Here is a 25,881-nt window from a genome sequence, read left to right as displayed (position 1 = left end):
GATCTTCCTCCGCTTCGGCCCGGTGTGTTCCGGTTTGAAAAAGGAGTTCGACGATCATGGCCGCCCTCCACAACATCACATTGCAATGTCAGAATGCCTTTTTAAGATTGACTTTTTTACTGATTTGCATGGCGGCCCTGCTGGCCGTTTCAACCACGATGTTATCCGCTGCGGGCGTGTTGCCCTGGCTTTCGATGCAGGCCGGATTCGGCGACGGACCGGCGACGGATGCCGGGATGTTCATCCAGATCGGGCTGACCGCACTGATTCTAATGCTGGCATTCTACCTGCCCGCAAACGCACGAATGATGGCCCTGGAAAACAACCACCGCAAATTTGCCCTCGATATGCATGACATCGCGAACGCGTATCAGATGGCCCATGCCGCTGACCGAGGCGGGCTGTTCATGATGTCCTCCGAGTTCGACGCGGTCAAAGAGCGTATGGCGTTTCTGCGCCAGCACCCTGACCTGCAATCGCTTGAACCAGAGATTCTGGAACTGGCTGCACAAATGAGCCAGATCAGCCAGGAATTGGCCGAAACCTATGGCGACGCGCGGGTCGAACGGGCGCAGATGTTCCTGCAACAACGGCAGCAAGAGATTGAGCTGTTCCAGCAACGTTTGGAAGAGGCTCAGGTCATCCAAAACGAATTGCGCCAATGGACGCGCGATGTGGAAATGGAAGAGACCATCGCCAAGTCGCAATTGGCACGCTTGCGGGATGAACTGTTCGAGCTGTTGCCCGAACTGTCGACTCAGTTGCAAACACCACGCAAAGACAGCGCCTCAAAGGCGTCCAGCGTGGTTGCAATGTCTCCCCCTCGGGCGGCGGAATAGGCGCGTCAGCGCCCGCTGTGGGCGATGGCCCATCCGGGCCTGAGGCCGCAGCGCGCCACCGGCGGTGAGGAAAGCCTGCAAGGGCTTGAAGAACCGCCCAAGCTCGGGCACCAAAGGCCGCATGGCAAAAACGACTTCTTTCTCCTGCTCGGCCTGCGGAGCAACACATACGCGGTGGTCCGGACGCTGCGACGCGTGCGGCGAATGGAACACCATCGTTCAGGACGTGCCCCTTTCGGCTGGCCCGACCAAGAAATCCCTCGGCGGCAAACGCGGCCAGTCCATTGCACTCACGGATTTGTCGACCGAGGAAACCCCGCCGCCCCGCACCCTTTGCGGGGTCGAGGAGCTTGACCGGGTATTGGGCGGTGGTCTGGTCCCGGCCTCTGCCCTTCTTGTGGGCGGAGATCCGGGCATCGGTAAATCCACGCTGCTGTTGCAGGCTGCTGCCCGGTTTGCGCGTGCTGGCGTCAAAACCATCTACGTCTCGGGCGAGGAAGCCAGCGCTCAGGTCCGGATGCGTGCGCGTCGTCTGGGTTTGGAGGATGCTCCGGTGCAACTGGCCGCAGAAACCAACCTGCGCGACATCCTTACGACGCTTGAGGCCGAAAAGCCCGGTCTGGCGATCATCGACTCGATCCAGACCATGTGGGCCGACAATGTGGACAGCGCGCCGGGCTCGGTGTCACAAGTCCGGGCCGCAGCACATGAACTGACCACATTTGCGAAACGGCACGGTGTCTCGATCATAATGGTCGGCCACGTTACGAAAGAGGGCCAGATTGCCGGTCCCCGCGTGGTCGAACACATGGTCGACACGGTGCTGTATTTCGAAGGCGAGCGCGGCCACCAGTTCCGCATCCTGCGCGCCGTCAAGAACCGCTTTGGCCCGGCGGACGAGATCGGTGTCTTCGAGATGACTGGCAAAGGGCTGGCTCAGGTCACGAACCCCTCTGCCCTGTTCCTGTCGGAACGAGGCACGCCCAGCCCCGGTTCAGCTGTCTTTGCAGGCATCGAAGGCACCCGCCCCGTTTTGGTCGAATTTCAGGCCCTTGTCGCCCCTTCGCCCCATTCCCAGCCCCGCCGCACGGTCGTTGGATGGGACAGCGGGCGGCTGGCCATGATCCTTGCCGTGCTCGAGGCGCGTTGCGGAATCCCGTTTGCAGGCCTCGATGTCTATCTAAACGTGGCAGGAGGGCTAAAGGTCACCGAACCCGCCGCCGACCTCGCAGTTGCCGCTGCGTTACTCAGCGCGCGTGAAGACACCGCCCTGCCCGCCGACACCGTCGTTTTCGGAGAAATCTCGCTATCTGGGGCACTTAGACCTGCCCCGCAGACAGAAAACAGGTTGAAAGAAGCACAAAAACTTGGTTTCACAGCGGCAATTGCTCCGGCAGGTGGCAAAACCGGCACTGTGGCAGGTCTGTCACTCACCCGACCCTCTGATTTGGTTGGGTTTGTTGGCGAAACCTTCGGAGCAGGTTAAAGTCGCGCCCTGAGGGGCAGAAAACGAACAGGCGAGGGCCATGGAAGGTTTTACAATAATTGACGGGGTCGTCGCCCTGATCATCGTGGTGTCGGGCATATTGGCCTACTCACGTGGCTTCATGCGCGAGGTTCTTGCAATCGCAGGCTGGGTCGCAGCGGCCGTTCTGGCGTTCATCTTTGCCCCACAGGCCGTCCCACTGGTCAAGGAGATCCCCGTTGTCGGAGATTTCTTACGCGACAGTTGCGAGCTTTCGGTCATCACCGGCTTTGCTGCAGTCTTTGCCGTGGCGCTAATCGTGGTCAGCATTTTCACGCCGTTGTTTTCGTCACTGGTGCAACGCTCGGCCTTGGGGGGGCTGGATCAGGCGCTTGGTCTGTTCTTTGGTATCGCGCGCGGCATTCTGCTGGTTGCGATTGCCTTCTTTGTCTACGACACCGTCATGACCGGCCAATCTTACACGATCGTTGACGAAAGCCGCTCGGCCAAGGTGTTCGAACAGTTCAGCGGTCAGATCGAAGAACAAAATCCCGAAGCCGCTTTGGGCTGGGTTACGGCGCAATATGAAGAGCTGGTAGCCAGCTGCACTGCAGATAACGCCCAGCCTGCAACAACGGCACCTGCCGAAGGTTAAGCGCCCTTTCGTTTGGTTTTCACTGAAAAGCCCGGTCTGGCCCGGGCTTTTTTCATGCCGGTCAGTTGAAACCTTCGCCACCACATACGGTGCATCGGATGGTTTTCAGTCCGAAACAGCCATCGCACCGGCTAAAGATGGGTTTACCCAGAATATCGCGACCTTTGGCAACTTCACCAGCACCGTTGCAGATCTGACAAGGCGCACGCCCCATGCCCCGGCAGCGATGACACCGTTGTTTGATGCGTTCCTGCTTGTTCTGTTGAGACTTATGCTGCCACATTCGGGTCCTCTGTGTGCTCTACTACTCCAAACTTGCGGATACTCCTTAGCATGACAGCATATATGTCTGCGCATGTCATCACCTTCGTCACAACACGACTCCGGCGAATATTTCCGCCTGCGGCAATAGGTGAGTGTGATCCTTTGATGACAGCCCGGTCATTAGGCTTTATGTGGAGGCCAACCCGCCACGGAATCGGAGCCACCGATCTTGTTCTTTCTGTATGAATGCGCGCTGGTCGTGATGATAGTCGCCCTATTGGCGTCAATTTCACCTGCTACCAAGACATCCGCATACGCTTTGCAGACGGCCCGTCTCCGAAAAGCGGTCAGTCCTCAGATAAAATCGTCATAGAAGTTGGAGCCCCGTAAATGTGTGGGATTTTGGGAATCGCAAGCCGGACACATGATGTGTTTGCCGAGATCTATGACGGGCTGCTTATGCTGCAGCACCGGGGTCAAGATGCCTCGGGGATCGTGACCTTCAATGGCGAGTTTTTCCGGGAAAAGAAGGCCAACGGGTTGGTCAAGGACGTGTTCAATGCTCAGGACGCCGAAACCCTTCTGGGCCATGTCGGCATGGGCCATGTCCGTTATCCCACCGCAGGTTCGCTTAGCGCGGCCGAGGCGCAGCCGTTCTTTGTAAACGCGCCTTATGGCATCTATCTGGTTCACAACGGCAACATTACCAACACTGCCGAGCAGCGCGAGAAGGTTACCGGCAAATACAGCCGCCATCTGCGCACCACCTCAGACTCCGAGATTCTGTTGAACGTCTTGGCCGACAAGGTGGCGGACGCGATCAAGGTAAACGGCAATGCGGAACCCATCCGCAACCTGTTTGCAGGTGTGAAGATGACGATGGAACGCGTTCAGGGCGCCTATTCCGTGATATGTCTGGTCGCGGGCGTCGGGATGCTGGCCTTCCGCGATCCGTTTGGGATTCGTCCTCTGTCGGTTGCAAAGCGCGAGGTCGATGGCCAGGGCGATGACTATGCGTTTGCCTCAGAAGACGTAGCCTTCGGCATCAACGGCTTTGAAAAGCTGCGCGATCTGCGCCCGGGTGAAGCGATCTTGATCGATCTGGACGGCAACATGCACGAATTCCAGGCCGTCGAAGGCAAGCTGACGCCCTGTATCTTTGAATACGTGTACCTCGCCCGTCCTGATTCACTGCTGGACGGGGTTTCGGTGTACAAAACCCAAATGCGTATGGGGCAGACGCTGGCCAAGCAGATTCAGGAGTCTGGTCTGGAAATCGACCGGATCATCCCTGTACCGGATAGTGCCCGCCCCGTGGCATTGGAAGCAGCCAAGATCACCGGAATCCCCTATCGCGAAGGTCTGGTGAAAAACCGTTATGTCGGGCGCACCTTCATCATGCCTGGCCAGGCTGAACGGCAGAAATCCGTTCGCCGCAAGTTGAACGCCGTTCCGCTGGAATTTGATGGCCACAGCGTTTTGCTGATCGACGATTCCATCGTGCGCGGCAATACCATCAAAAAAATTGTGCAGATGTGTCGCGACGCGGGTGCCAAGAAAGTTTATGTCGCAAGCGCCTCGCCCCCGGTGAAATACCCCAACGTTTACGGCATCGACATGCCGACCAAGGCCGAGTTGATCGCAAACGGAAAAGAGATCGAGGAGATCCGCGAAGAACTGGGCGCGGATGCTCTGTTCTATCAGCATCTGGATGACCTGATCTGGGCCGCCAAGGAAGGCAACCCCGAGATCGACGCCTTTGACTGTTCGTGCTTTGACGGCAATTATATCACCGGCAGCGTCAGTGAGGATTATCTGGACAATCTGGAAAACAGCAGCCGCGTCAGCCAGAAGCGTGCAGACATGCAGGTGCCCGGCGGATCGTGGAACGCGGCAAAGCTGGCCTCTGGCTAGTCGGGTTCACCTTTATCCCCCGGCGCTAAAGGCCAACGATTCGCTTCTGCAAAGTGACGGCTGCATTCGGTTCGAACCGCTTCGATGAGTGGTTTTTTGCCACAACTCAGCGGTGAATGCCGTGTGATCTCAGGGGCTTTTTCGTAGGGCATTTTTGTCTCGATGACATCTGTGTGTGATGCGCTTTTGCTTGCGCTTTGGTTTTGGTAGTTGGCCCACACCACTCACTAAAAGGGGTTTGGGCTACGGTCCAGGCCGCAGATCATGTCGAATGCAACAGTCAAAAGCGCGGCCACCCAGCGGGGCGCGTTGAAGAAGAACTCCGTGTCGGTCCTTGGCGTCTTTGGACCAAAGGCCGAGATGCGGGCCCTCATGCGACTTTCGTCGGGACGAGTAAAAGAGGTCAAAACCGGCAGTCGGGTTGCTTCGGGTACGGTTGTTGCGATTGATGAACATGGCATTGTGCTGCGACAAAGCGGCCAGACCAAGCGGATCACCATTCCCGGCAGCTAATCGCGACTTGACGCCCCGCGCGCAGGGGTTCAAACCGCAGCCATGACCGATCAGACCAAAATCGCCCTTATCACCGGGGCCTCTCGCGGGTTGGGCGCTGCCCTGGCCGAAGCGTTGGCGCCCGAATATCATATCGTCGCCGTTGCCCGCACCACCGGCGGGCTGGAAGAGCTGGACGACAGGATCAAGGCCAAGGGTGGGTCGGCAACGCTGGCCCCTATGGACATCACCGATCCAAATGCCATGGCAACCTTGTGCAGAGGAATTCACGACCGTTGGGGCAAGGTGGATCTTTGGTTGCACACAGCGATCCATACCTCGGCCCTGACACCGGCTCATTTCATTGATCCCAAAGAGTGGGCAAAGGCCGTTAACACCAACGCCAATGCGACCTCGGTTCTGATTCCCTACGTTACGCCCCTGCTGGGTGAAAACGGCCACGCGGTGTTCTTTGACGATCCGAAGGTTGGTGAAAAATTCTATGGCATCTATGGGGCCACCAAGGCGGCGCAGATGGCTCTGGCCCGTAGCTGGGCCGCGGAAACCGAACGCACCGGTCCGCGCGTTTCAATTGTCGAACCTGCACCGATGCCCACCGCTGTACGTGCAAGGTTTCATCCCGGAGAAGACCGGGATGCGTTGAACAGCACGGCAAGTGAAGCCGCGCGCATTCTGGCGCTGCTATAGGAAATGGCCCTATCGGGCCATGCCGCCGGCGGAGGTATTTTTAGCCAGATGAAGCTGGGATCAGGCGATATGGACGCCATTGCGCCCGGCCAGATCGACGAAGAACTGCCATGCGACACGGCCCGAGCGCGAACCGCGCGTAGCTTGCCATTCGATCGCTTCAGCCCGCAGGGTATCTGCATCGGCTGACACACCATAGGCCGCGCAATACCGGTCAATCATGGCAAGGTATTCGTCCTGATCACAGGGATGGAAACCCAACCAAAGACCGAAACGGTCGGACAGCGAGACTTTTTCCTCAACCGCCTCGGATGGGTTGATGGCGCTGGAGCGTTCGTTTTCGATCATATCCCGTGGCATCAGATGACGGCGGTTCGAAGTGGCATAGAACACCACGTTCTCGGGTCGGCCTTCGATGCCTCCATCCAGAACGGCCTTGAGCGACTTGTAGTGCTGGTCATCATGACTGAACGACAGGTCATCACAGAACAGGATGAACCGGTACGGGGCGGGGCGCAGATGATTCAACAGGCGCGCGACTGAAGCCATATCTTCACGCTGTAGCTCTACAAGTTTCAGATCCGGGTGATCCGTGCTGAGCGTGCCGTGGACGGCCTTTACCAGGCTGGACTTCCCCATTCCCCGAGCGCCCCACAACAACGCGTTGTTCGCTTTGTACCCGGCAGCAAACCGGCGTGTGTTGTCGAGCAAGGTATCGCGCGACCGGTTGATGCCGACCAATAAGTCCAAATCGACGCGGTTGACCTGCTCCACCGGTTCCAGACGTTCTGGTTCCACATGCCAGACAAAAGCCGGTGCCGCGTTGAAATCGGGCGTTGCCAGAGGCGCCGGTGCCATGCGTTCCAATGCAGCGGCGATGCGGTTCAAAGCTTGGTCGTCCATCGGGTCCTCCGGTCAATTCTGATGGGTTCAAAGCATGTTCTGATTGACGCAACAAGGCCCACCAACGAAAAAGGCGCGCCCAGATGTGGCGCGCCTATGTTGTTTTCTCAGCAGATTACTTCTTGTCTTCGAACTCCTGCATAAGGTCTTCATCCGCTTCGGCCTCTTCATCGTCGTAGTAGCCGTCGGCGCGCAATTGTTCTTCTCGCTTCCGTTCAACCCGGGCTACCAAAAAGATCGAAATTTCGTAGAGACCATAAACCACAACAAACAGAATAACCTGCGTGATCACGTCGGGGGGCGTGACAATGGCCGCCAAAACCAGAATGCCTACGACGGCATATTTGCGCACGGCACCCAGCCCTTCGGCGCTGACCAGTCCCGCCTTGCCCATGAGGGTCAAAAGAACCGGCAGTTGGAAGCACAGACCGAAAGCCACGATGAACTTGATCGTCAGGTTCAGGTATTCCTGTGCTGAGCCCTGGAAAACCACGCTCAGGGGTGCAGCGGTTGCACCTTCTGCTACGGCTTCACCTTCCGCGCCAAACTGCTGAAACCCAAGAAAGAAGTCATAGGCCAGCGGCGTGACGACATAGAACGCAAAGCTTGCGCCCAGAAGGAACATGAAGGGCGAGGCCAGCATGAAGGGCAAAAACGCGTTCTTTTCCGACTTGTAGAGACCAGGCGCCACAAAGCGCCACATCTGCATCCCTATATAGGGAAACGCCAGAATAAACCCGCCCAGCAACGAGACCTTGATAGCCACAAAAAAACCTTCCTGCGGCGAGATGAAAATCAGGCCGCAATCCTGTCCACGCTCGGTCAGAACCTCGCATAGGGGATTTGTCAGAAAGTTAAAAAGCGGCGTGGCCACGGTAAAGCAGATGATCATACCGACCAGAAATGCCACGACACAGTGTATCAACCGTGTGCGCAGCTCGGCCAGATGCTCGATCAGGGGCGCCGAGGTATCTTCGATCTCGTCGGTCTTGCTCATGTCTTGCTTTCAGTATTCAGCGCGGCTTCGGCCTCTTCCGCCTTGGCCAGTGCGTCGGCGGCTTCCTTGGCTTTGCGCTCGGCAGCGGCACGTGCTGTGGTGGCCTGAATTTTCTTGGCCTGCTCGGCCCGTTCTGCCGCCAGTTTGCCGGTTTCGCTGTCAGGATCGAATTTAGTGGGATCGATGCTTTTTGCCATGTCCTGCGCGGCTTGTTTGACACCGTCCACGGCAGAACCCACAGGATTCGCGGCGGCGTTGAGACCTTTCTTGATCTCGTTCACGCCAGCCTGATCCGCAGCCTCGTTCATGGCGCTGCTGAATTCGCGCGCCATGCCACGGGCTTTGCCGACAAAACGCCCGACATTGCGGAACAGCACCGGCAGGTCCTTCGGCCCCACAACGATCAGGGCGACGATGCCGATGACCAGAAGTTCGGTCCAGCCCAGATCAAACATCTGCGCTTACGCCTTGTCTTTCTCGGTTTCGGGGGTCACGTCCTTGGCGATCTCGGACGCATCCTGTTCCAGCTCTTCCGTTCCGTCCTTCACGCCTTTTTTGAACGCGGTGATGCCTTTGCCAACTTCGCCCATCAGCGAGCTGATCTTGCCGCGACCAAACAGAACCAGAACCACAACGGCGATCAGCAGAAGACCGGGAAGGCCGATATTGTTGAGCATGTCTTTTCTCCTTTTTCGTCGGCGCGAATGAACGCCGGGAATATGAACTGGCTCTGTGTTTACGCCCGGAGGCTTTTTGTAAAAAGAGATCAGAAGCGGATTGAAGGCAAAATTTGATGTGATCTGAAAGAATCTAAGGGCTCGTATTTCTCAACTGACAGGTTTATGTCAGTTGGGTACGCATAAGTAGACGGTATCGAAACCTGGTCAACGGAGACCCAAATGACCCATGTTGCTGAAATCGTCACCTTCACCCTCGCCAATGGCACTACACCGGAAGAGTTTGTGAAGCTCAGCCAAGCCTCAGAAGCCTTTGTGCGCAGCGCACCGGGCTTTGCCAACCGCCAGTTGAGCCAGGGCGAAGACGGTCGCTGGACTGACTATGTCATCTGGACGGACATGAAGGCGGCCAAGGACGCCGCCGCACAATTCCCACAACAGGACTTTTGCGCCGGTATGATGGCGGCCATCAACCCTGAAAGCATTCAGATGCGTCACGAGAATGTGCTATGGAACATGACTGCCTAGGCGCAGTCTGGGCGGCGTGACATGCGCCGCACGGATCGCCTATTTGATATCATCCAGATCCTGCGCGACGGCAAACTGCACCGTGCGAAGGACATTGCGGACCGGCTTGAGGTGTCGGTCCGCACCATCTATCGCGACATGGACACGCTGGTGGCTTCGGGTGTTCCGGTCGAAGGCGAGCGCGGCGTAGGCTACATGGTGCGCGAGCAGATTACTCTGCCCCCTTTGAACCTGACCCCAGCCGAGCTTGAGGCGCTGAACCTTGGCATGGCCATCGTGGCGGAAGCTGCCGACCCGGAACTTAAAGCCGCCGCCAACGCGCTGGCTGACAAAATCGACGCGGTTCTACCGACGCAGGTTGTGGCCGAAGCTGACACGTGGAAATTCGCAGTCTACCCCTTTGCCGATGCCGCCCGCGGGCTGGCACATATGGCCCCGATCCGCGCGGCCATCAAATCACGCCAGAAACTCCGCTTGTCCTATCGCAGAATCGACGGGGTTCTCACCAACCGCACTATCCGCCCGCTGCACATGGAGTATTGGGGCCGCGTCTGGACCCTCACGGCCTGGTGCGAGCTGCGTCAGGGTTTCCGGGTCTTCCGTATCGACCTGATCGAATCCGTCTTACCTCTGCCGGAAGTCTTTGCCGATGAACCTGGCAAACGCCTGAGCGACTACGACCCAAACGATTGACAGGTTTAATCTTTTCCTAGTCTTTGCGCGAAAAGCATGGCCCGAAACGGGCTATTTCCCTTATTTCAGGTAAGGCTCTGGATCGACTGACTCGAACCCTTTGCGCACTTCAAAATGCACATAGGCATTGTCTCCGCCCCTCAGCTGCGCAAGCTTTTGGCCACGACGTACTCGGTCGCCTTTCTTGACGGTGATATCATCGACATTGGCATAGACTGTCAGCAGATCGTTCTTGTGCTTGACCACGATGATCGGAACCTGATCCGCGTCCGCCGTAATTGCCGCAACAGTGCCCGCGTCGGCCGCCGTCACCGCCGTGCCGGGTGCTGCTGCGATGTCGATACCTTCATTCTTGCCTTTGTTATACCCACGAATGATGGTGCCGCTTACCGGCAGAGACAAAGCTGAAGACCGCGTATTGGTCGGGGCTTCAGCCGTCACATCGGGGGCCTCGGCCAGCGGCGCGACATCTTCTTCAGGCAGAGGCTGCGTTGCGCTTGGCGGCGTCGGCGTGGGCGAGCCCTGCCCCGGCTCGGTCACTTCCGTTGCCGCAACAGGTGCTGCGGCAGCAGCGCTTTGCCTTGGCGCTGGTTGGTTCTTGACCGGGATCAGCAGAAACTGACCTTCGCGCACGGTGAAATCTGGCCCCAACCCGTTCCATTCCGCCAAGGCTTCAACCGGCACCTGATAGAGCCGCGAGATGGTATAGGCTGTCTCGCCCCTCTTCACCTTGTGCCGAACCGGCTCCGGCCCCGAGGTCACTGGAGCCGGGGATGTCGCTGGTTTCGCAGGTTCCAACGTCGTTGTCTGAACCGAGTTTGTATCCGGGGCCTGATCGATTGCATTTCCGGCCACCGAGGCGATATCTACTCCGCTTCCTGCACCCACTGACCGCGGCAGCGCCAGCACTTCGCCTTCGCGCAAGGTGTCGGTTGTCTGCAGACCGTTAAAGCGTGACAATTCCTCTTCCGGCAGGCCCACCCGTGCGGCTACGTCCCGCACCGTGTCGCCTCGTCGGGCGACGACAACCTGATAGTTAGGATAGGTGATCACGCCCCGACTGTCCGGTTTGGGCCGCGACGTAGTGGCCGACAGCGCCGCATCGGTGGTCGAGAACCCGCCGACTTGCCCGCGCAAATCATAGTCCAGAGGCCCTTCACACCCGGCCAGAACTGCCACAGCGACCAGTCCGGTTGCACAGCGGCGCATAGATGATTTGGATACTGCTTTCATAATTCTGTCCTCAAAGCCTGCCCCTGTTTTCCGGGGTTCCGGCGACCAACTCACAAAGCCTGTTACTTCTCGTCCTTCCCAAGTCCCTCAAGCAGAGGCACAAAACGAACTGACGTCAATTCATCATAGTCCAGACCGGTTTCAGTGCGTGTCACTTTGATCAACTGCTGCACCGCATCCGACTGCCCCACGGGTAAAACCATAATACCCCCGATTTTAAGCTGCGCCAAGAGCGGGCCCGGAGGGTCCTCGGCTGCGGCTGTCACAATGATCCGATCAAACGGTGCCTGTTCCGGTAAACCGAAGGATCCATCAGACAACATGGCGGTGACATTGGTCAGGCCCAAATCGGTAAACAGCTTGCCCGTTTCGCTCACCAGCCGCCGGTGACGTTCGACGGTATAGACACGGCGCGCCAGTTTCGACAGGATCGCCGCCTGATAGCCCGAGCCGGTTCCGATCTCGAGCACGGTGTCCCGCGCCCGCACATCCAGCGCCTGTGTCATCAGCCCGACAACCGAAGGCTGGCTGATTGTCTGACCGCAGGCGATTGGCAGCGGCATGTCCTCGTAAGCGCGATCCGCAAACAGGCCAGTGACAAACCGCCCCCGATCCACCTGCTCCATAGCCGCTAAAACACGCGCATCGGTCACGCCCCTTTTGCGCAAGGCAAAGAGGAACTGCATTACGGTTTCGGGGTCCAGTCCGCTCATTCGACTGCCTTCAATGCCTCCAGCATGTCATGCGCGGTCAAGTCGGCGCGCATCGGCGTGACCGAAATGTAACCTTCCAAATTGACCGCCGCATCGGTGCCCGGCGCCGTCGGGTTGTGCTGATAACCGCCCTTGATCCACAGGAACCGCCGCCCCGAGGGCGAACTGTGTGGCTCGACCGAGAAATGTGTATCACGCCGGAAACCCTGTGCCGCTACGCGTGTGCCCAGCACCTCATCTGCCGGAACGGGTGGGAAATTCACGTTGTAGAACAAGCGGTAATCACCCTGCTCTACCGGAGTGGCATCCAGAATACGCCGGACCAGGTCGGCGCCAAAGCGCGCAGCGCCCTCAAATGGATCATCCAACCCCAGGTTACGTGGGCCGAAATACTGAGACAGTGCAATTGCCGGCACGCCTTGCAGCGCCGCTTCCATCGCACCACCAATGGTTCCTGAGTAAAGTGTGTTCTCAGCCGAGTTGTTGCCCCGGTTTACGCCCGACAAGACCAAATCCGGCGGGCAGTCCACCATTACATCATGCAACCCAGCCAATACACAGTCCGCAGGCGACCCTTCGGCCGCATAGCGTCGCTCGCTGAGCTTGGCGATCATCGTGGGATGGGTATAGCTAATACAATGCCCGACCCCGGATTGCTCGAAGGCAGGCGCAACCACCCAAACTTCGCCATCCGGTCCGGCAAGTTCGGCTGCGATTGCCTCAAGCGTGATCAAGCCCGGAGCATTGATTCCGTCGTCATTGGTCAGAAGAATACGCATGTGCTCGATTTACCCCCGCGTTTGGCCCTTGATAGACCCCGGTCTGCGTTGCGGCAAGCGACGCGGGCCTGCATTCTGAGGCTTTCGCGCACCACTCAGGCGGAAATCGTCAGATCAGCTTTTGCTGTCAGGGAAAACAAAACATTTGTCACGGCGAATGGTCAGCCACATAACGCGACCCGGCCCCGGTACAAAAACATTTGGAACCGTCGCCTTGAGGATTGAGCCGTCGTAATCCATGCGGAACTCGACAAGACTCTCATTTCCCAAAAAACGCGCGCGCTCGACTACACCCCGCGCAGCCACACCATCTGTCGGCGTGGGCAAAGGTCCCTTTCCGTTGCGGTCAAAATCCAGTTTGACATGCTGCGGGCGGAATACAATTTCGACATCCGTTCCGTCCGGGATGCCGGGCGCAAGAAACTGACCAAACGGCGTATCAGCCAAAGCCCCATTCACTTGCGCTCGCAACACGTTGACATCACTGAAAAAGGCCACGGCGGCTTTATCCGCTGGTCGGGTGTAAACGTTATAGGGCGCGCCTTGCTGCACCACCTTACCACGTCGCATCAGCGCAATCTCATCCGCCATGCGCATCGCCTCTTCCGGCTCGTGCGTGACCAGCAGAACGGCAGCGTCCTCTTCCTTGAGGATAGACAGCGTTTCGTCCCGAATGCCATCACGCAGGCGGTTGTCGAGGCCGGAAAACGGCTCGTCCATCAACATGATCCGGGGGCGCGGCGCCAATGCGCGGGCCAGTGCCACACGCTGCTGCTCCCCGCCCGATAACTGATGCGGAAATCCGTCGATGAAGCGCATCAGGTCTACTTTACGCAGCAGTTCTTCAACCCGGGCGCGTTTTTCATCCTTGCTGCCCTTCAAGCCAAACGCCACATTATTGGCCACGCTCAAATGTGGGAACAGCGCGAAATCCTGAAACATCAAGCCAATCTCACGCCGTTCCGGCGGCACCCGGAAAACCGTGTCGCAGATCAGCTTGCCATCTACGTATATCTCGCCCGAGTCCTGCATCTCGACCCCGGCGATCATACGCAGCGTCGTGGATTTGCCGCAGCCCGAAGGCCCCAGCAAACACGTCACCTTGCCCGCCTGCACGGTCAGCGACACATCATCCACCACAACCCGCCCTTCGAACCGGCGGATAATGTTGCGAATTTCCAGACGTGGAGGAGTTACGTTACCTGTCACCGATGGACCCCAATTGCCTTTCCCGATCAAATCCATCGGGCTTAGGCGGGGATAGCAACCCCGCCCCTCAGGTGCAAGGGATCAGCAGCAACCACCGCCCGAAGATGCTGTCTCACCCACGGCTTCGAACGGGCTTTCGCCACCGCAGCCTTCGAAGATGCCGTAATGGGTCGAGAAATCACCGATAAAATCAAAGTGCCGCGCGAAACGCGTATCCTGCAACATCATCCACGTGTTGCCACAGACCGGAAAGACCTTGCCGGTTTCGATGATGTGGTGATCGTCCAGAACAAACTCATGCGGTGCGTTGGGCACGGTGCCCTTGTAGACCACCGCCTGCCCATAGTCTTCGCAAGCCGGCTCCAGCGCGGGTAGTTTGAACAATCGATACGTGGCCGACAGGAACTTAAGCGGTGCCACACGTGCTTCGAGCACGGGATTTTCGATAGTCAACGGACGGTGAGTCTCGCGTCGTGGATCACCGAAACCGGCCTTACGGGCCATCGACAGGAAATCATTCCAGTACAACGCGCCCGACAGGCATTCGCCGTACAGCACTTCATCCTCGGCCATCGCCTGCGGGATACGGCGGTCTGCGTAAACGTCCGAGAAGTACATCTCGCCACCCTCTTTCAGCAGCCGATACGCTCCGCGCAGAACCGCATCCTTGTCGGTCGCCAAGTTGATCACGCAGTTCGACACTATGATGTCGAACGATCCGGGCTCCAAATCCAGCTCATCCAGCTTTTCGATATAACCGTGATGGAATTCTACATTGCTTTTGGCGTGGCCAAAGGCTTGGGCGTGATAGTCCTGATGCGCACGGGCAACGTCCAATTGCTCGGGCGTCATGTCCACACCGACAACCCGCCCGTTTTCACCCACCATAGCCGACAAGGCATAGACGTCACGCCCCGCGCCGCAGCCCAGATCGAGGATCGACATGCCCTCGAGATCCAGAGGCGCGATCAGACCGCAGCCGTAATACCGAGTCAGCACGTCGTCATGGATTTTCGAAAGGATCTTTTTGACATGATCCGGCATGTCATCAGGCGTACAGCACGCGTTGGTCTGCAAGTCCGCGCTGCTTTGCAGGACCTCACCATAGTAATTCTGCACCGACTCGTGCTTCATCGCAGTCTTCCCCTCAAACATGGTTTCTTCGCAGGTAATGCAGCAAGCCGCGCCAAGCAATCCAAAGCCTTTGCTTTTGACAAAAGCGTGAGTGTTTCTTTTCAGGTCGAGCCCAGCAATTCGAAATCCACGCCCGCGCGGACCTTGCCGTTCACCTGCACCTCAAGCCGATGTGCGCCGGGCACCAGTTTGAACGTTGTGGCGTCGCCCTTCAGCTTGTGTCGTTTGCTCAGGTGCAAGTGGCCATTTTTAAGCGACGCCTGTTTGAGTTTGTGCACTTTGGCTGAGATTTTTCCACCAGGACGTTGGAAATGAACGATATAATCCACCAGAACAGGCTGCTCGCCTGCGCCGGTCAGGGCAACTGAAAACTCCAGCGCCCCGCCTATCCGGGCCTCTGAGGTCAGATCCACTGACACCGCCACCTTGGCCTCAGGGTCATACCCCAAAACCTTCATCGCCTCGGGGTGTCCTGCTTTGACCAGTCCGCGCAACGTATGTGAGGTCATCCAGTCCAACTCAGCCACGTTCTGCCGTCCATCAGCGCGCCACTTTTCCAAGCGTTCCAGAACCAGATCAGGGTTTTTCTTGGTGATGTCGTTCAAATGATTGGCCACAGACCGGGTAACATAGCGTGTGCCGTCCCCGTGCAGCCGGTCCAACAGCGGCAGCGGATCTGCCAGATCAAGACCAATCCCCTGTCCCCAAGGCAACCGGGGCCGCGTGCCCTCGCTCACCAACCGGCGCACATGATAGCTGTCATGGCTGCACCATGTCTGCATTCGCTTTAGTACGGCGTCTGGATCATGGTTCAGAAACGGGCGAATGGCCCATTCCATGGAAAACCGCTGGGTCAACTCTTCCAGCACATCCAAAGCCAGATCAACGTGATCCAGCCCGATCTCTGCAACCCACTCGCCCAACGGTCCAAAAATGAAATCCCCGAAATCATCATCTGTCTTCGAGGGGTCCAAAGGCGGCGGCAAAGCGCGCAGGATGACAGGGGCAACCGCTGGTAAATCGCCCGGCACTGCCTGTTGCAGGCAGTCTGAAATCCACACCATTCTCTCTTTCAGTTCCAGTTTCAGCAGGCGCGACATAACCTGCGCATGAAACGCCTCGGCATCAAAAGACGCGTCAGCTGCATCAAACAACCCCGCGAGATAGCGGGTTTTTTCCGCATTAAACAACTGGTCTTTTAAAGAGAAATTCTGAGCCATCTTTACATCGTCATGTTTCCGGCGCCACCGTCCAGCAGAATGTTCTGCCCAACTATGAAACCCGCCTGTTTCGAGCAGAGAAACGCGCAAGCAGCACCAAATTCCTGCCGTGTACCGTAACGACGTGCAGGGATAGTGGCGGCTCGATTTGCACGCGCTTGATCGATCGAAATACCTTGTTGCGCTGCGACACTGCCATCCAAAGAATCCGCCCGATCGGTGGCATGAATGCCCGGCAACAGGTTGTTGATATTGACCCCAAAGGGCGCAACCTGACGCGACGTACCCGCCACGTATCCAGTCAGCCCCGTACGCGCTGCATTCGACAAACCCAAGGCCGGGATCGGAGCACGCACCGACTGTGAAGTGATGTTGACGACACGCCCCCATCCTTTGTCAATCATTCCGGGCAACAGTGCTTTCATAAACGCTATTGGCGTTAGCATGTTGGCATCCAACGCCTCAATGAAATCATCACGATCCCAGTCTGACCACAGCCCCGGAGGGGGACCACCTGCATTTGTCACAAGAATATCAACGCCCTGCGCGGCTTCGATCACCTGGGCCTGACCCTCGGCAGTTGTCACGTCACACGCGACGGCTTGCACCTCGACGCCGTACTCTGACCTAAGTCGCGCGGCCTCAGCCTCCAACGCGTCAGAACCACGGGCGTTCATCACCAGATCAACGCCCGCTTCTGCCAGAGCCTCTGCGCAGCCCAGCCCCAATCCCTTGCTGCTGGCGCAAACCAGCGCGCGCTTTCCTTGAATTCCCAGATCCATCGGATCCTCCCTGTCAGTCATTGCCGCATGTCTAGCACCGGCCAGACAGGGAAGACCAGAAACGGATCGTTGATCAGTAAAAGAACTCTTCCCGCACGATTTTGCCGTCGGCCACGTGGTAAACGGCCACCTCGCGCATATCAAAGGCTTCGCCGGTTTCTTTCACAGTGCCCTGCACTTCGAAAATCACGGCAAAACGGTCGTCACCATGGGGAAACGGGTCACTGACGGAAGCCCCTGAGACTTCATGGGCACTTTCCCACCACTCATGCTTGCCACGTATGGCTTCCACACCGTGGGTTTCGCGCCCCATTCCCTGAAAATCCTGCCCTTCGACCGAAACAGCATCCGGAGCGTATAGCTTTGACAGGTTTTCCTTGGCGCGATCCTCACGGCATCCGGCGACCAGTTCGTCTGCAATCTCTTTCAAATTCATTGATCCTCTCCATTATTTGTTCACTATATGTTCTTATTGCCATACCCTCACGATTCGAACCACCCCCTTTGTCTTGCTTCGGCAGATTTCCCCGCATATACGCGCGCTCATGCTTGATACCTCGAACCAACCCACCCTGCCGCCCGAGATTGCCCGCCGCCGGACATTCGCCATCATCTCGCACCCGGATGCGGGCAAGACGACGCTGACGGAAAAGTTCCTGCTTTACGGGGGCGCGATCCAGATGGCCGGTCAGGTGCGCGCCAAGGGCGAGGCACGGCGGACACGGTCTGACTTCATGCAGATGGAAAAGGATCGGGGCATCTCGGTCTCGGCATCGGCGATGTCGTTCGACTATGACAATTTCCGCTTCAATCTGGTGGATACGCCCGGTCACTCGGACTTTTCCGAGGATACCTATCGCACGCTGACTGCGGTGGACGCGGCCGTCATGGTGATCGATGGTGCGAAAGGTGTGGAAAGCCAGACGCAGAAACTGTTCGAGGTTTGCCGTCTACGCGATCTTCCGATCCTGACCTTCTGTAACAAGATGGACCGGGAAAGCCGCGATACGTTCGAGATCATCGACGAGATTCAGGAAATGCTGGCCATCGACGTTACGCCTGCGGCCTGGCCGATTGGCGTGGGCCGTGATTTCATCGGCTGTTACGACATGCTGCGCGACCGTTTGGAACTGATGGACCGCGCAGACCGCAACAGGGTGGCGGAAAGCATCGAAATCAACGGGTTGGACGACCCGAAATTGGCCGAACATGTGCCCGAGCATCTTCTGGAAAAGCTGCTGGAAGAGGTCGAGATGGCGCGTGAACTGCTGCCAGCACTTGACCCGCAGGCGGTTTTAGAAGGTCACATGACCCCGATCTGGTTTGGTTCGGCGATCAACTCGTTTGGCGTCAAAGAGCTGATGGAAGGTATCGGTGCTTATGGCCCACAGCCGCAAGTTCAGTCAGCTGAACCGCGTCAGATTGCGCCCGATGAAAAGAAAGTCGCAGGCTTTGTCTTCAAGGTTCAGGCCAATATGGACCCCAAGCACCGCGACCGGGTTGCCTTTGTCCGTATGGCTTCAGGTCACTTCAAACGTGGTATGAAACTGACGCATGTGCGGTCCAAAAAGCCAATGGCGATCTCGAACCCAGTGCTATTCCTTGCATCCGACCGCGAACTGGCGGAAGAGGCTTGGGCCGGGGACATCATCGGCATCCCGAACCACGGCCAACTGCGCATCGGTGACACACTGACCGAAGGCGAAGCACTGCGCGTGACCGGTATTCCTTCGTTTGCGCCGGAACTGCTGCAGGGCGTGCGTGCGGGCGATCCGATGAAAGCCAAGCATCTGGAAAAAGCCCTGATGCAGTTTGCCGAAGAAGGCGCGGCCAAAGTGTTCAAACCCTCGATCGGGTCGGGCTTTATCGTCGGCGTCGTCGGCGCGCTGCAATTCGAAGTGCTCGCCAGCCGGATCGAGATGGAATACGGTCTGCCCGTTCGGTTCGAGGCGTCGCAATTCACCTCGGCCCGATGGGTCAGCGGTGACAAGGCCGAGGTCGAGAAGTTCGTCAACGCCAACAAGCAGCACATCGCACATGATCATGACGGTGACATCGTCTATCTGACGCGCCTGCAATGGGACATCGACCGAGTCGTGCGCGACTATCCGGCTCTGAACCTGACTGCGACAAAAGAGATGATGGTGTGATCCAACTGGCTGATTGCGCAGCCGAACCAGGCTGTGCAATCCTGCGCGCATGAGTGACGACGAACTGACCTATCCCGGTGGTCTGCCAGACATGCTGGACAGCTATGAGAACCGGCGCAGTCCGTTTCAGTTCGGCGCCCTCACCCTGCCTGATCCCGACGTCGATCTGGATGATCTGGCCGAACGCACGGTTCCAGCCAGCGCCACCGAAGTGCCGGCCGGACGCAGCACCACATGGGATCGCAAACGCGCCCAAATCGCACGCGAATTCGTCGGCCAGTCGGAATTGGCCTTCCTGAACGCGCAATTGATTTCGAACCTTAGAAAACGGTCTTTTCCTCGCCACGCGCCAACCCTATTCTGCCGGTTGTGGGACGAACAGTCCGATCACCTGCTGGCCACACTCGACCTGCGCTGGCTGGTGTCTTCGGTTCAGACATTTGCGGACCACGGCCAGACGGCGACACAGCGCGAGGTGGGTCACGCGTTGCGGATGCTGTTTGGTCTGATGAAGCTTTACGAGTTTGAACGCCTATTCTCGGGCCTGGCCCCGGATACACCCTTTCGGTTCGAGGACAAAAACCATGTGGATTTACCCTTCGAAATGAAGGGTTTTTCCTTTGAAAAAGGCGGGTTGGACATCAATCTTATCGCCCCAATTTGGACCCGAGCGATGCACGACCCGACCATCGCGCCGTTGGTCGATCATCTGATGACGGAACTCAACAAAGACCCAGGCGGTGTCTTTCGCCGCCTGCAACGGATGCGCGACGCGCGCGCGACGCGCGCATGAGCACCTGGGGCATCGTCTCGATGGTTCGGGGCCCGACCGAGAACGTACTGCGGTTCGTGGCCCATCACCTCGAACTGGGCGCGGACTTTATGTATATCTACATGGACGAACCCAACCGGCGCACCTTTCGGGCGCTCAGGATGCACCCCAAAGTGCGCGTGCGGGTCTGCGACGATGCGTTTTGGGAAAAGCGAGGTCGCGCAAGGCCGGAAAAGCATCAGGTCCGTCAGACGGTTCACGCGACATTTGCCTATCGCAACACGCCCCTGGATTGGCTGACGCATATCGATGTAGACGAGTTTCTTTGGTCCCCGACCCCGATCGCCGAAGTGCTGGGCAACGTGCCGCCCAACCTCAACGCCGCACGCGTCCGCCCTATGGAAGCCCTGGCTGGCGGTGACGATCTTTATAAGGCACACATTCCGCAGGGGCCCAACCGCGAGGCGTTGGTCGAAGCAATTTACCCGACCTATGGCGCGTTTGTTCTGGGTGGTTTTCTCAGCCATGTGCAGGGCAAGCTGTTCGTTCGCACTGGCCTGAAATACCTGAACTTCCGCATCCACAACCTGTTTCAGAACAAAAAGCTACTGCCTTGCAAATACGAGTTGCCCGAGGTCGAGCTGTGCCACCGGCACGCACCGGATTGGGACCACTGGATCGGACATTACCAGTTTCGTATTGATCGCGGCTCGTATCAGGCAGGCATGGCACCCAACGTACCGCGCGAACAGGGTGGTTTGAACAAAAATGAACTGCTCAACTGGATCGAAGCCGAACAAGGCAAAGACGGGCTGCGCGCGTTTTACGATGAGATGAGCGGAGCAGACCCCGAAGTCCGTGCCCGTTTGGAACAGCACAACCTACTGCGTCACCGCCCATTGGCTCTGGACGAAAAACTGGAGAAACACTTCCCCGGAACCTGCTGAATTGTTGCGGAAAATCCCGCGAACATTTTGCGTGCCCCGCACTAAGCGGACTTCATTTGACCCTGACCTACGTTTTTGTTATGTCCGCCCCCAAGCCGAATAGGCGCATTGCGCGCATGGCCATCCGGGCCCGGCACATCTTTGACGCGCGGGCCAGGTCAAGTGTCCGCAAAAACCGGACTTACATGACAAAGTTTAACGAACTGAACCTGAACCCAAAGGTCCTCAAAGCCATTGAGGAAGCCGGATACGAAACCCCCACTCCGATCCAGGAAGGTGCGATTCCACCTGCTCTGGAAGGTCGCGATGTTCTGGGGATTGCGCAGACCGGCACTGGCAAAACCGCCAGCTTTACCCTGCCGATGATCACCCTGCTGGCCCGTGGTCGCGCCCGTGCACGCATGCCGCGTTCGCTGGTTCTGTGCCCGACACGGGAACTCGCCGCGCAGGTGGCCGAGAATTTCGACACATACACCAAGCACCTGAAACTGACCAAAGCGCTGTTGATCGGCGGGGTCAGTTTCAAGGAACAAGAGGCGCTGATCGACCGGGGCGTTGACGTTCTGATCGCCACGCCGGGTCGCCTACTGGACCATTTTGAACGCGGCAAGCTGTTGCTGACTGGTGTTCAGATCATGGTGGTGGACGAAGCCGACCGGATGCTGGACATGGGATTTATCCCTGATATCGAACGGATCTTTTCGCTGACACCGTTCACGCGCCAGACCCTGTTCTTCTCGGCCACAATGGCTTCTGAGATCGAGCGTATCACCGACACATTCCTGTCCGCCCCTGCCCGGATCGAGGTTGCCCGTCAGGCCACCGCATCCGAGACCATTGAACAGGGCGTCGTCATGTTCAAGGGCGGTCGCCGCGATCGTGAGGCCAGCAACAAACGCAAGGTTCTGCGTGCGCTGATCGATGCCGAAGGTGAGAAATGCACCAACGCGATCATCTTCTGCAACCGCAAGACAGATGTGGATATCTGCGCAAAATCGCTGAAGAAATACGGCTATAACGCCGCCGCGATCCACGGTGATCTGGACCAGTCGCAGCGCATGAAAACGCTGGACGGCTTCCGCGATGGGTCGCTACGCCTGCTGGTGGCCTCGGATGTCGCTGCGCGTGGCCTGGATATTCCTTCGGTCAGTCACGTGTTCAATTTCGACGTACCTGGCCATGCCGAGGATTACGTTCACCGCATTGGTCGCACCGGTCGTGCCGGGCGCGAAGGCAAGGCCATCACTATTTGCTCGGGCCGCGATGAGAAGGCTTTGGATGCAATCGAAAAGCTGATCCAGAAAGACATCCCGCGCATCGACAATCCGGTCAAAGAAGAGCCCAAGCCTGAAAAACCCAAGTCTGAGAAACCGAAGCCCGAGAAAAGGGCCAAGGAACAGGAAGGCTCGAAGGACAACCGGAAAGAGCGCGAACCGAAAGGACGCGGTCGAGGCCGCAAGGCCGATAACGGTCCGGTTGTTGTGGGGATGGGTGATCATCTGCCCAGCTTTATCGCTCTTAGCTTTGATGAGCGTCGTGCTGGCTAAATTGCCAGCACCAGCGCCAGTATCGAAAGCCCCAATAAGGTCATTCCGGCGATCTCTCGCCGGGTGATCGTTTCGCGGAAGAACAATGTCGAGGCCATCAAGCTGAAAAGCAGTTCGATCTGCCCCAGCGCTTTTACATACGCTGCGTTTTGCAAAGTGAACGCCCAGAACCAGCAAAACGACCCGCCCAAACTTGTCAGCCCGACAAAGACTCCAGTAGATCGCGTTTGCCAGACTGCGATCAACTCGGACCGATCGCGCCACAACAGCCAAAGCCCCATGCTGAGGAACTGAAACGTCACAACGGCAGCCAAAGTGACCAATGCCCTGAACCATGCGTCCAAGTCGCCCAGTTGCAGCGAGGCGCCGCGATAGCTGACGGAGGAAAAGGCAAACAAAACACCCGAACCAAGCCCCAATTTTGAGGCCCTGTTGGTCAGATGCCGCCACAATGCCCCGTCACCACCGGGTGTTTTCGACAGCAGCAGAACTGCGGCAAGACCCAACAGAATAGCCACCAGCGCGCCCGCTGACACGCGATCCCCCAGAACTAGAAAGCCGACAATCGCGGTTTGAATCACTTCGGTTTTCTTGAAGGTGATCCCCACCGCAAAGTTGCGCTGTTTGAACAGCGCCACCACACAAATCGTCGCAAGTATCTGCGCCGTCCCGCCGATCACCGCGTATATCCAGAACAATGGGCTGAGCGTTGGCAGGATTGCCCCCGTTACCTGCAAAGCGACCAGCAACCCTGCGACGGCCAACGGTATGGAATAGGCAAAGCGCGCAAACGTTGCGCCAGCCGCAGATAGTTTCACGCTGCTCAGCGATTTTTGCAGCATGAAACGCACAGTTTGAAAACTGGCGGCGGCGATGGTGACAGGGATCCAGAGACTCATGCCACCCGTTGTGTCGTCAAATCAGGACTTTGGCCAGAGCGGATGCGGCACGGGGTCTTTCGCGCGCCACAAGTACTGCCGGAAAATCTGCGCATAAGACCGGTATACATATGCCTCATTACAAGCCAGATACTTGTCTTTTCCGTCCCGATACAGTTGTGGCAAGCGATACCACGGGACGCTTGGGTTCATGTGATGAACCACGTGCAGGTTATTGTTCAGAAACAGAAATGCCAGGGGTCCCCGATCTTCGATGATGACTGTACGCGCCCGGGATTTTTCATGCGCGCGGTGCTCAAGGAACGTACGGATTTTCAGCAGCCCCAGCCCGATATAGGCCGAGATCAGATAGGCCCAGACCGGCATGGCCGACTGGGCAACAATCCACAGTACCACCGCCACGCCCGGCAGGTGCAACGCCCAGGCCAACAGGATATCCTTGTCCCAATGCCGCGCGCCTAGCCATTCGTCTCGCAGAAACAGAACTTGTCCGATGGCCGGGCCCAATAACATGCGGCCAAGCAGCGTGTTGTTGCCCGCCAGCAGCATTTGCAGACCGCGTGGCAACTTCGACCAGACCTTGGGATCCAAATAGTTCGATTCCGGGTCGTCATATGGATCGGTCAACGCTGCATCCTGATGATGCGCCAGATGCAGATCCCGAAAGCGGTTGTACGGGATGAAAAGCGTCAGCGGCAGCACCATCAACGCCTCATTCAGCCATTTGGCTTGAAACGGGTGCCCGTGAAGGACCTCATGTGTCAGTGACGAATGCAGGGCCGCAACCAGGCCCAAGGCCAGCACCGCCAACCACAACGAAACATCCGCCAACCAGAACAACCCCGCAAGCCACGCCGCATAACAGGCCATGATCAGGAAAAACGTGCCCCATTCAGGGGATTGGGATGTGGGTCGCTTAGCCATTGCGCCCCCACGAGATGCCCGCCCACACCCTTTCGTAAATCACGTACATGGTCAGGCCAATGGCGGTGTTCACCAGCGCCACAACCCCGCCCACAGTGGCCGAGCCCGTGGCAATCAGCCCTACAACGGTCATGGTGACAAGCCCCATGACATTCCAAACGATTGCTTTCACGACAGATCTTCGCCGCGTTTCCATTCCGACCCTCAGTCTTTTTGCTTTTTTCAAAGAGTTACAAGTCGGTGGTTATTCTGAAAATTCTGAATATGATTAACAAAATTCATCAATTATGATATTTATCACCATATGCAGGAAAAAATAGACAAACGAGATCGCGCCGCGCAGTTTCGACTGCGACTTGCCCGCGCGATGGAACAACGGAACATCAGTCAAAGCGCGCTTGCGCGTGACATAGGGGTTGACCGCTCGACCGTATCGCAGCTTTTGACCGGGCATGGCGCGCGCCTGCCCAATGCGCATGTGGTCGGAGGATGCGCGGCTGCGCTTGGCGTTTCAGCCGACTGGTTGCTAAGCCTGTCCGACAGGCCAGAAAGCGCGGCCGAGCTTCTGGCCGGTTCCCTAAGCTTCACCGAAGCACCCCGCGCGCTGGTAGATGAAAAGATTTTCGAGTGGCACAAAGAAGCGGCCGGGTACAAGCTGCGCTATGTCCCAGCCACGCTGCCTGACATGCTCAAGACCCGCGCCGTGCTGGAATGGGAATATGCCCCGCATCTGGGGCGAACGGCGGATCAGGCGATCGGCGCCTCCGAGGACAGGTTGGCTTGGATGCGCAGTGCGCAGTCGGATTATGAAATCGCCATGCCGCTGTTCGAAATCGAGAGCTTTGCAAGCGCCACAGGGTATTACAGCGGCCTTAGCGCGCGGGTACGGCTGGAACAGACCGACCACCTTCTGACACTTTGCGATCAGCTTTACCCCAGAATGCGGATCTATCTGTTTGATGCCAAAAGACTTTATTCCGCCCCGGTGACGATATTCGGCCCTCTGCTTTGCGTGTTCTACGCAGGCAGTCACTATTTGGCGTTTCGCGACCGGGACCGGATCGAAACATTTACCCGCCACTTCGATACGCTTGTACGCGAGGCAGAGGTGACCGCCCGCAACTTTCCCAACCATCTTCGGCAGCTCAGATCCATGATTTCAGAAGGCACATGATGCAGGCTTTGGAATACTGTGCTATGGTCCCTTGGCGCGAACCTTCGGGCATTCCGATCACAGACGGAGGACCACAGGAATGGACGCAATACAAACCGCTCAATACGCACGTGCCCTTTATGCCGCTCACGGAGACCGGGCCGAGGCCGAAGCTGCGCAGAAAATGCGTGAATGCGAGGCTGCCGGAAATCAGCAGGAAGCAGAGGACTGGCAGGCCGTCCGCCAGAGCATCCGGCAGATCAGGGGCCCCAACCAGGGCTAAA

At 57.7% G+C, this 25,881-nt stretch carries 29 protein-coding genes; 14 read left to right on the top strand and 15 right to left on the bottom strand.

What is annotated here, in order from left to right:
* Window positions 1-56 precede the first annotated feature (56 nt).
* The 6 genes from I9187_RS12355 (at window position 57) to I9187_RS12330 (ending at window position 6,337) form a co-directional block, all read left to right on the top strand.
* On the top strand, window positions 57-839 hold the full coding sequence (locus tag I9187_RS12355) for a DNA repair protein (protein WP_171179931.1): 783 nt from the start codon (window positions 57-59) through the stop codon (window positions 837-839).
* Window positions 840-960: 121 nt separating this feature from the next.
* The gene (radA, locus tag I9187_RS12350; protein ID WP_209940206.1) at window positions 961-2,325 is read left to right on the top strand and encodes a DNA repair protein RadA; all 1,365 of its coding nucleotides are present in this window, start codon (window positions 961-963) and stop codon (window positions 2,323-2,325) included.
* A 40-nt stretch (window positions 2,326-2,365) separates the two neighbouring features.
* Window positions 2,366-2,959 (top strand): CvpA family protein, encoded by a 594-nt coding sequence (locus I9187_RS12345; RefSeq protein ID WP_171179926.1) that lies wholly within the window; start codon window positions 2,366-2,368, stop codon window positions 2,957-2,959.
* A 654-nt stretch (window positions 2,960-3,613) separates the two neighbouring features.
* The gene (gene purF / locus I9187_RS12340; RefSeq protein WP_171179924.1) at window positions 3,614-5,137 is read left to right on the top strand and encodes an amidophosphoribosyltransferase; all 1,524 of its coding nucleotides are present in this window, start codon (window positions 3,614-3,616) and stop codon (window positions 5,135-5,137) included.
* Between the two features lie 264 nt (window positions 5,138-5,401).
* Complete coding sequence (locus I9187_RS12335) at window positions 5,402-5,650, top strand: hypothetical protein (protein WP_171179922.1); 249 nt, start codon at window positions 5,402-5,404, stop codon at window positions 5,648-5,650.
* Between the two features lie 42 nt (window positions 5,651-5,692).
* Window positions 5,693-6,337, top strand: coding sequence for an SDR family NAD(P)-dependent oxidoreductase (locus I9187_RS12330; RefSeq protein ID WP_171179920.1), 645 nt, complete (start codon window positions 5,693-5,695; stop codon window positions 6,335-6,337).
* Between the two features lie 60 nt (window positions 6,338-6,397).
* Here I9187_RS12330 and I9187_RS12325 read toward each other — a convergent pair whose 3' ends face one another.
* The 4 genes from I9187_RS12325 to I9187_RS12310 form a co-directional block, all read right to left on the bottom strand.
* Complete coding sequence (locus I9187_RS12325; RefSeq protein WP_171179918.1) at window positions 6,398-7,240, bottom strand: ATP-binding protein; 843 nt, start codon at window positions 7,238-7,240, stop codon at window positions 6,398-6,400.
* 115 nt (window positions 7,241-7,355) lie between these two features.
* Window positions 7,356-8,237, bottom strand: a complete 882-nt coding sequence (gene tatC / locus I9187_RS12320; RefSeq protein ID WP_171179916.1) for a twin-arginine translocase subunit TatC — start codon at window positions 8,235-8,237, stop codon at window positions 7,356-7,358.
* Window positions 8,234-8,692 (bottom strand): Sec-independent protein translocase protein TatB, encoded by a 459-nt coding sequence (gene tatB / locus I9187_RS12315; RefSeq protein ID WP_171179914.1) that lies wholly within the window; start codon window positions 8,690-8,692, stop codon window positions 8,234-8,236. The genes tatC and tatB overlap by 4 nt, the downstream gene beginning before the upstream one ends.
* Before the next feature lie 6 nt (window positions 8,693-8,698).
* Complete coding sequence (locus I9187_RS12310) at window positions 8,699-8,914, bottom strand: twin-arginine translocase TatA/TatE family subunit (RefSeq protein ID WP_171179912.1); 216 nt, start codon at window positions 8,912-8,914, stop codon at window positions 8,699-8,701.
* 222 nt (window positions 8,915-9,136) lie between these two features.
* On the opposite strand from I9187_RS12310, the gene I9187_RS12305 reads away from it, so the two are divergent.
* Window positions 9,137-9,442, top strand: coding sequence for a hypothetical protein (locus I9187_RS12305; protein WP_171234398.1), 306 nt, complete (start codon window positions 9,137-9,139; stop codon window positions 9,440-9,442).
* A gap of 21 nt (window positions 9,443-9,463) precedes the next feature.
* A complete protein-coding gene (locus I9187_RS12300; protein ID WP_171179907.1) occupies window positions 9,464-10,135 on the top strand; it encodes a YafY family protein in 672 nt (223 codons plus the stop codon).
* Between the two features lie 60 nt (window positions 10,136-10,195).
* On the opposite strand, the gene I9187_RS12295 is transcribed toward I9187_RS12300, so the two are convergent.
* The 8 genes from I9187_RS12295 to I9187_RS12260 form a co-directional block, all read right to left on the bottom strand.
* Window positions 10,196-11,368: a M23 family metallopeptidase gene (locus I9187_RS12295; protein WP_171179905.1), complete on the bottom strand. Its 1,173-nt coding sequence runs from the start codon at window positions 11,366-11,368 to the stop codon at window positions 10,196-10,198.
* Between the two features lie 62 nt (window positions 11,369-11,430).
* Window positions 11,431-12,081 carry a protein-L-isoaspartate(D-aspartate) O-methyltransferase gene (locus I9187_RS12290; RefSeq protein ID WP_171179903.1) on the bottom strand — a complete coding sequence of 217 codons (651 nt, stop codon included), beginning with the start codon at window positions 12,079-12,081 and terminating at the stop codon, window positions 11,431-11,433.
* Window positions 12,078-12,860 carry a 5'/3'-nucleotidase SurE gene (gene surE, locus I9187_RS12285; protein WP_171179901.1) on the bottom strand — a complete coding sequence of 261 codons (783 nt, stop codon included), beginning with the start codon at window positions 12,858-12,860 and terminating at the stop codon, window positions 12,078-12,080. The genes I9187_RS12290 and surE overlap by 4 nt, the downstream gene beginning before the upstream one ends.
* Before the next feature lie 114 nt (window positions 12,861-12,974).
* Window positions 12,975-14,105 (bottom strand): ABC transporter ATP-binding protein, encoded by a 1,131-nt coding sequence (locus I9187_RS12280; RefSeq protein ID WP_171721456.1) that lies wholly within the window; start codon window positions 14,103-14,105, stop codon window positions 12,975-12,977.
* A 45-nt stretch (window positions 14,106-14,150) separates the two neighbouring features.
* A complete protein-coding gene (locus I9187_RS12275; protein ID WP_171179897.1) occupies window positions 14,151-15,203 on the bottom strand; it encodes a methyltransferase domain-containing protein in 1,053 nt (350 codons plus the stop codon).
* A gap of 101 nt (window positions 15,204-15,304) precedes the next feature.
* Complete coding sequence (locus tag I9187_RS12270) at window positions 15,305-16,423, bottom strand: hypothetical protein (RefSeq protein WP_171179895.1); 1,119 nt, start codon at window positions 16,421-16,423, stop codon at window positions 15,305-15,307.
* 2 nt (window positions 16,424-16,425) lie between these two features.
* Window positions 16,426-17,205: an SDR family oxidoreductase gene (locus I9187_RS12265; RefSeq protein WP_171180074.1), complete on the bottom strand. Its 780-nt coding sequence runs from the start codon at window positions 17,203-17,205 to the stop codon at window positions 16,426-16,428.
* Between the two features lie 73 nt (window positions 17,206-17,278).
* Window positions 17,279-17,641 carry a nuclear transport factor 2 family protein gene (locus I9187_RS12260; RefSeq protein WP_171179893.1) on the bottom strand — a complete coding sequence of 121 codons (363 nt, stop codon included), beginning with the start codon at window positions 17,639-17,641 and terminating at the stop codon, window positions 17,279-17,281.
* Between the two features lie 109 nt (window positions 17,642-17,750).
* Here I9187_RS12260 and I9187_RS12255 point away from each other — a divergent pair, with 109 nt between their 5' ends.
* The 4 genes from I9187_RS12255 (at window position 17,751) to I9187_RS12240 (ending at window position 22,621) form a co-directional block, all read left to right on the top strand.
* Entirely contained in the window at window positions 17,751-19,355 is a 1,605-nt protein-coding gene (locus tag I9187_RS12255) for a peptide chain release factor 3 (RefSeq protein WP_171179891.1), read from the top strand.
* Between the two features lie 49 nt (window positions 19,356-19,404).
* Complete coding sequence (locus I9187_RS12250) at window positions 19,405-20,148, top strand: hypothetical protein (RefSeq protein WP_171179889.1); 744 nt, start codon at window positions 19,405-19,407, stop codon at window positions 20,146-20,148.
* Window positions 20,145-21,074 carry a glycosyltransferase family 2 protein gene (locus I9187_RS12245; protein WP_245223196.1) on the top strand — a complete coding sequence of 310 codons (930 nt, stop codon included), beginning with the start codon at window positions 20,145-20,147 and terminating at the stop codon, window positions 21,072-21,074. Before I9187_RS12250 ends, I9187_RS12245 begins: the two co-directional genes overlap by 4 nt.
* A gap of 185 nt (window positions 21,075-21,259) precedes the next feature.
* Window positions 21,260-22,621, top strand: coding sequence for a DEAD/DEAH box helicase (locus I9187_RS12240; RefSeq protein ID WP_171179887.1), 1,362 nt, complete (start codon window positions 21,260-21,262; stop codon window positions 22,619-22,621).
* Here the strand turns inward: I9187_RS12240 and I9187_RS12235 are convergent.
* From I9187_RS12235 to I9187_RS12225, 3 genes are read right to left on the bottom strand one after another with little or no spacing between them, the layout of a single operon-like run.
* The gene (locus tag I9187_RS12235) at window positions 22,618-23,520 is read right to left on the bottom strand and encodes a DMT family transporter (protein WP_171179884.1); all 903 of its coding nucleotides are present in this window, start codon (window positions 23,518-23,520) and stop codon (window positions 22,618-22,620) included. The genes I9187_RS12240 and I9187_RS12235 overlap by 4 nt on opposite strands.
* 21 nt (window positions 23,521-23,541) lie before the next feature.
* Window positions 23,542-24,444: a fatty acid desaturase gene (locus I9187_RS12230; RefSeq protein ID WP_171179882.1), complete on the bottom strand. Its 903-nt coding sequence runs from the start codon at window positions 24,442-24,444 to the stop codon at window positions 23,542-23,544.
* Window positions 24,437-24,640, bottom strand: coding sequence for a DUF2061 domain-containing protein (locus I9187_RS12225; protein ID WP_171090445.1), 204 nt, complete (start codon window positions 24,638-24,640; stop codon window positions 24,437-24,439). Before I9187_RS12225 ends, I9187_RS12230 begins: the two co-directional genes overlap by 8 nt.
* A 108-nt stretch (window positions 24,641-24,748) precedes the next feature.
* Between I9187_RS12225 and I9187_RS12220 the strand changes: the two genes are divergently transcribed.
* On the top strand, window positions 24,749-25,618 hold the full coding sequence (locus I9187_RS12220; protein ID WP_171179880.1) for a helix-turn-helix transcriptional regulator: 870 nt from the start codon (window positions 24,749-24,751) through the stop codon (window positions 25,616-25,618).
* A gap of 79 nt (window positions 25,619-25,697) precedes the next feature.
* Window positions 25,698-25,880, top strand: coding sequence for a hypothetical protein (locus tag I9187_RS12215; protein WP_171179878.1), 183 nt, complete (start codon window positions 25,698-25,700; stop codon window positions 25,878-25,880).
* Window position 25,881: the final 1 nt, after the last annotated feature.

The sequence above is a fragment of the Ruegeria sp. HKCCE4148 genome, assembly GCF_017872495.1.
Lineage (GTDB): Bacteria > Pseudomonadota > Alphaproteobacteria > Rhodobacterales > Rhodobacteraceae > Ruegeria.
Note: the sequence above shows the minus strand (reverse complement) of the source record. Positions and strands in the feature narration are given on the sequence as shown.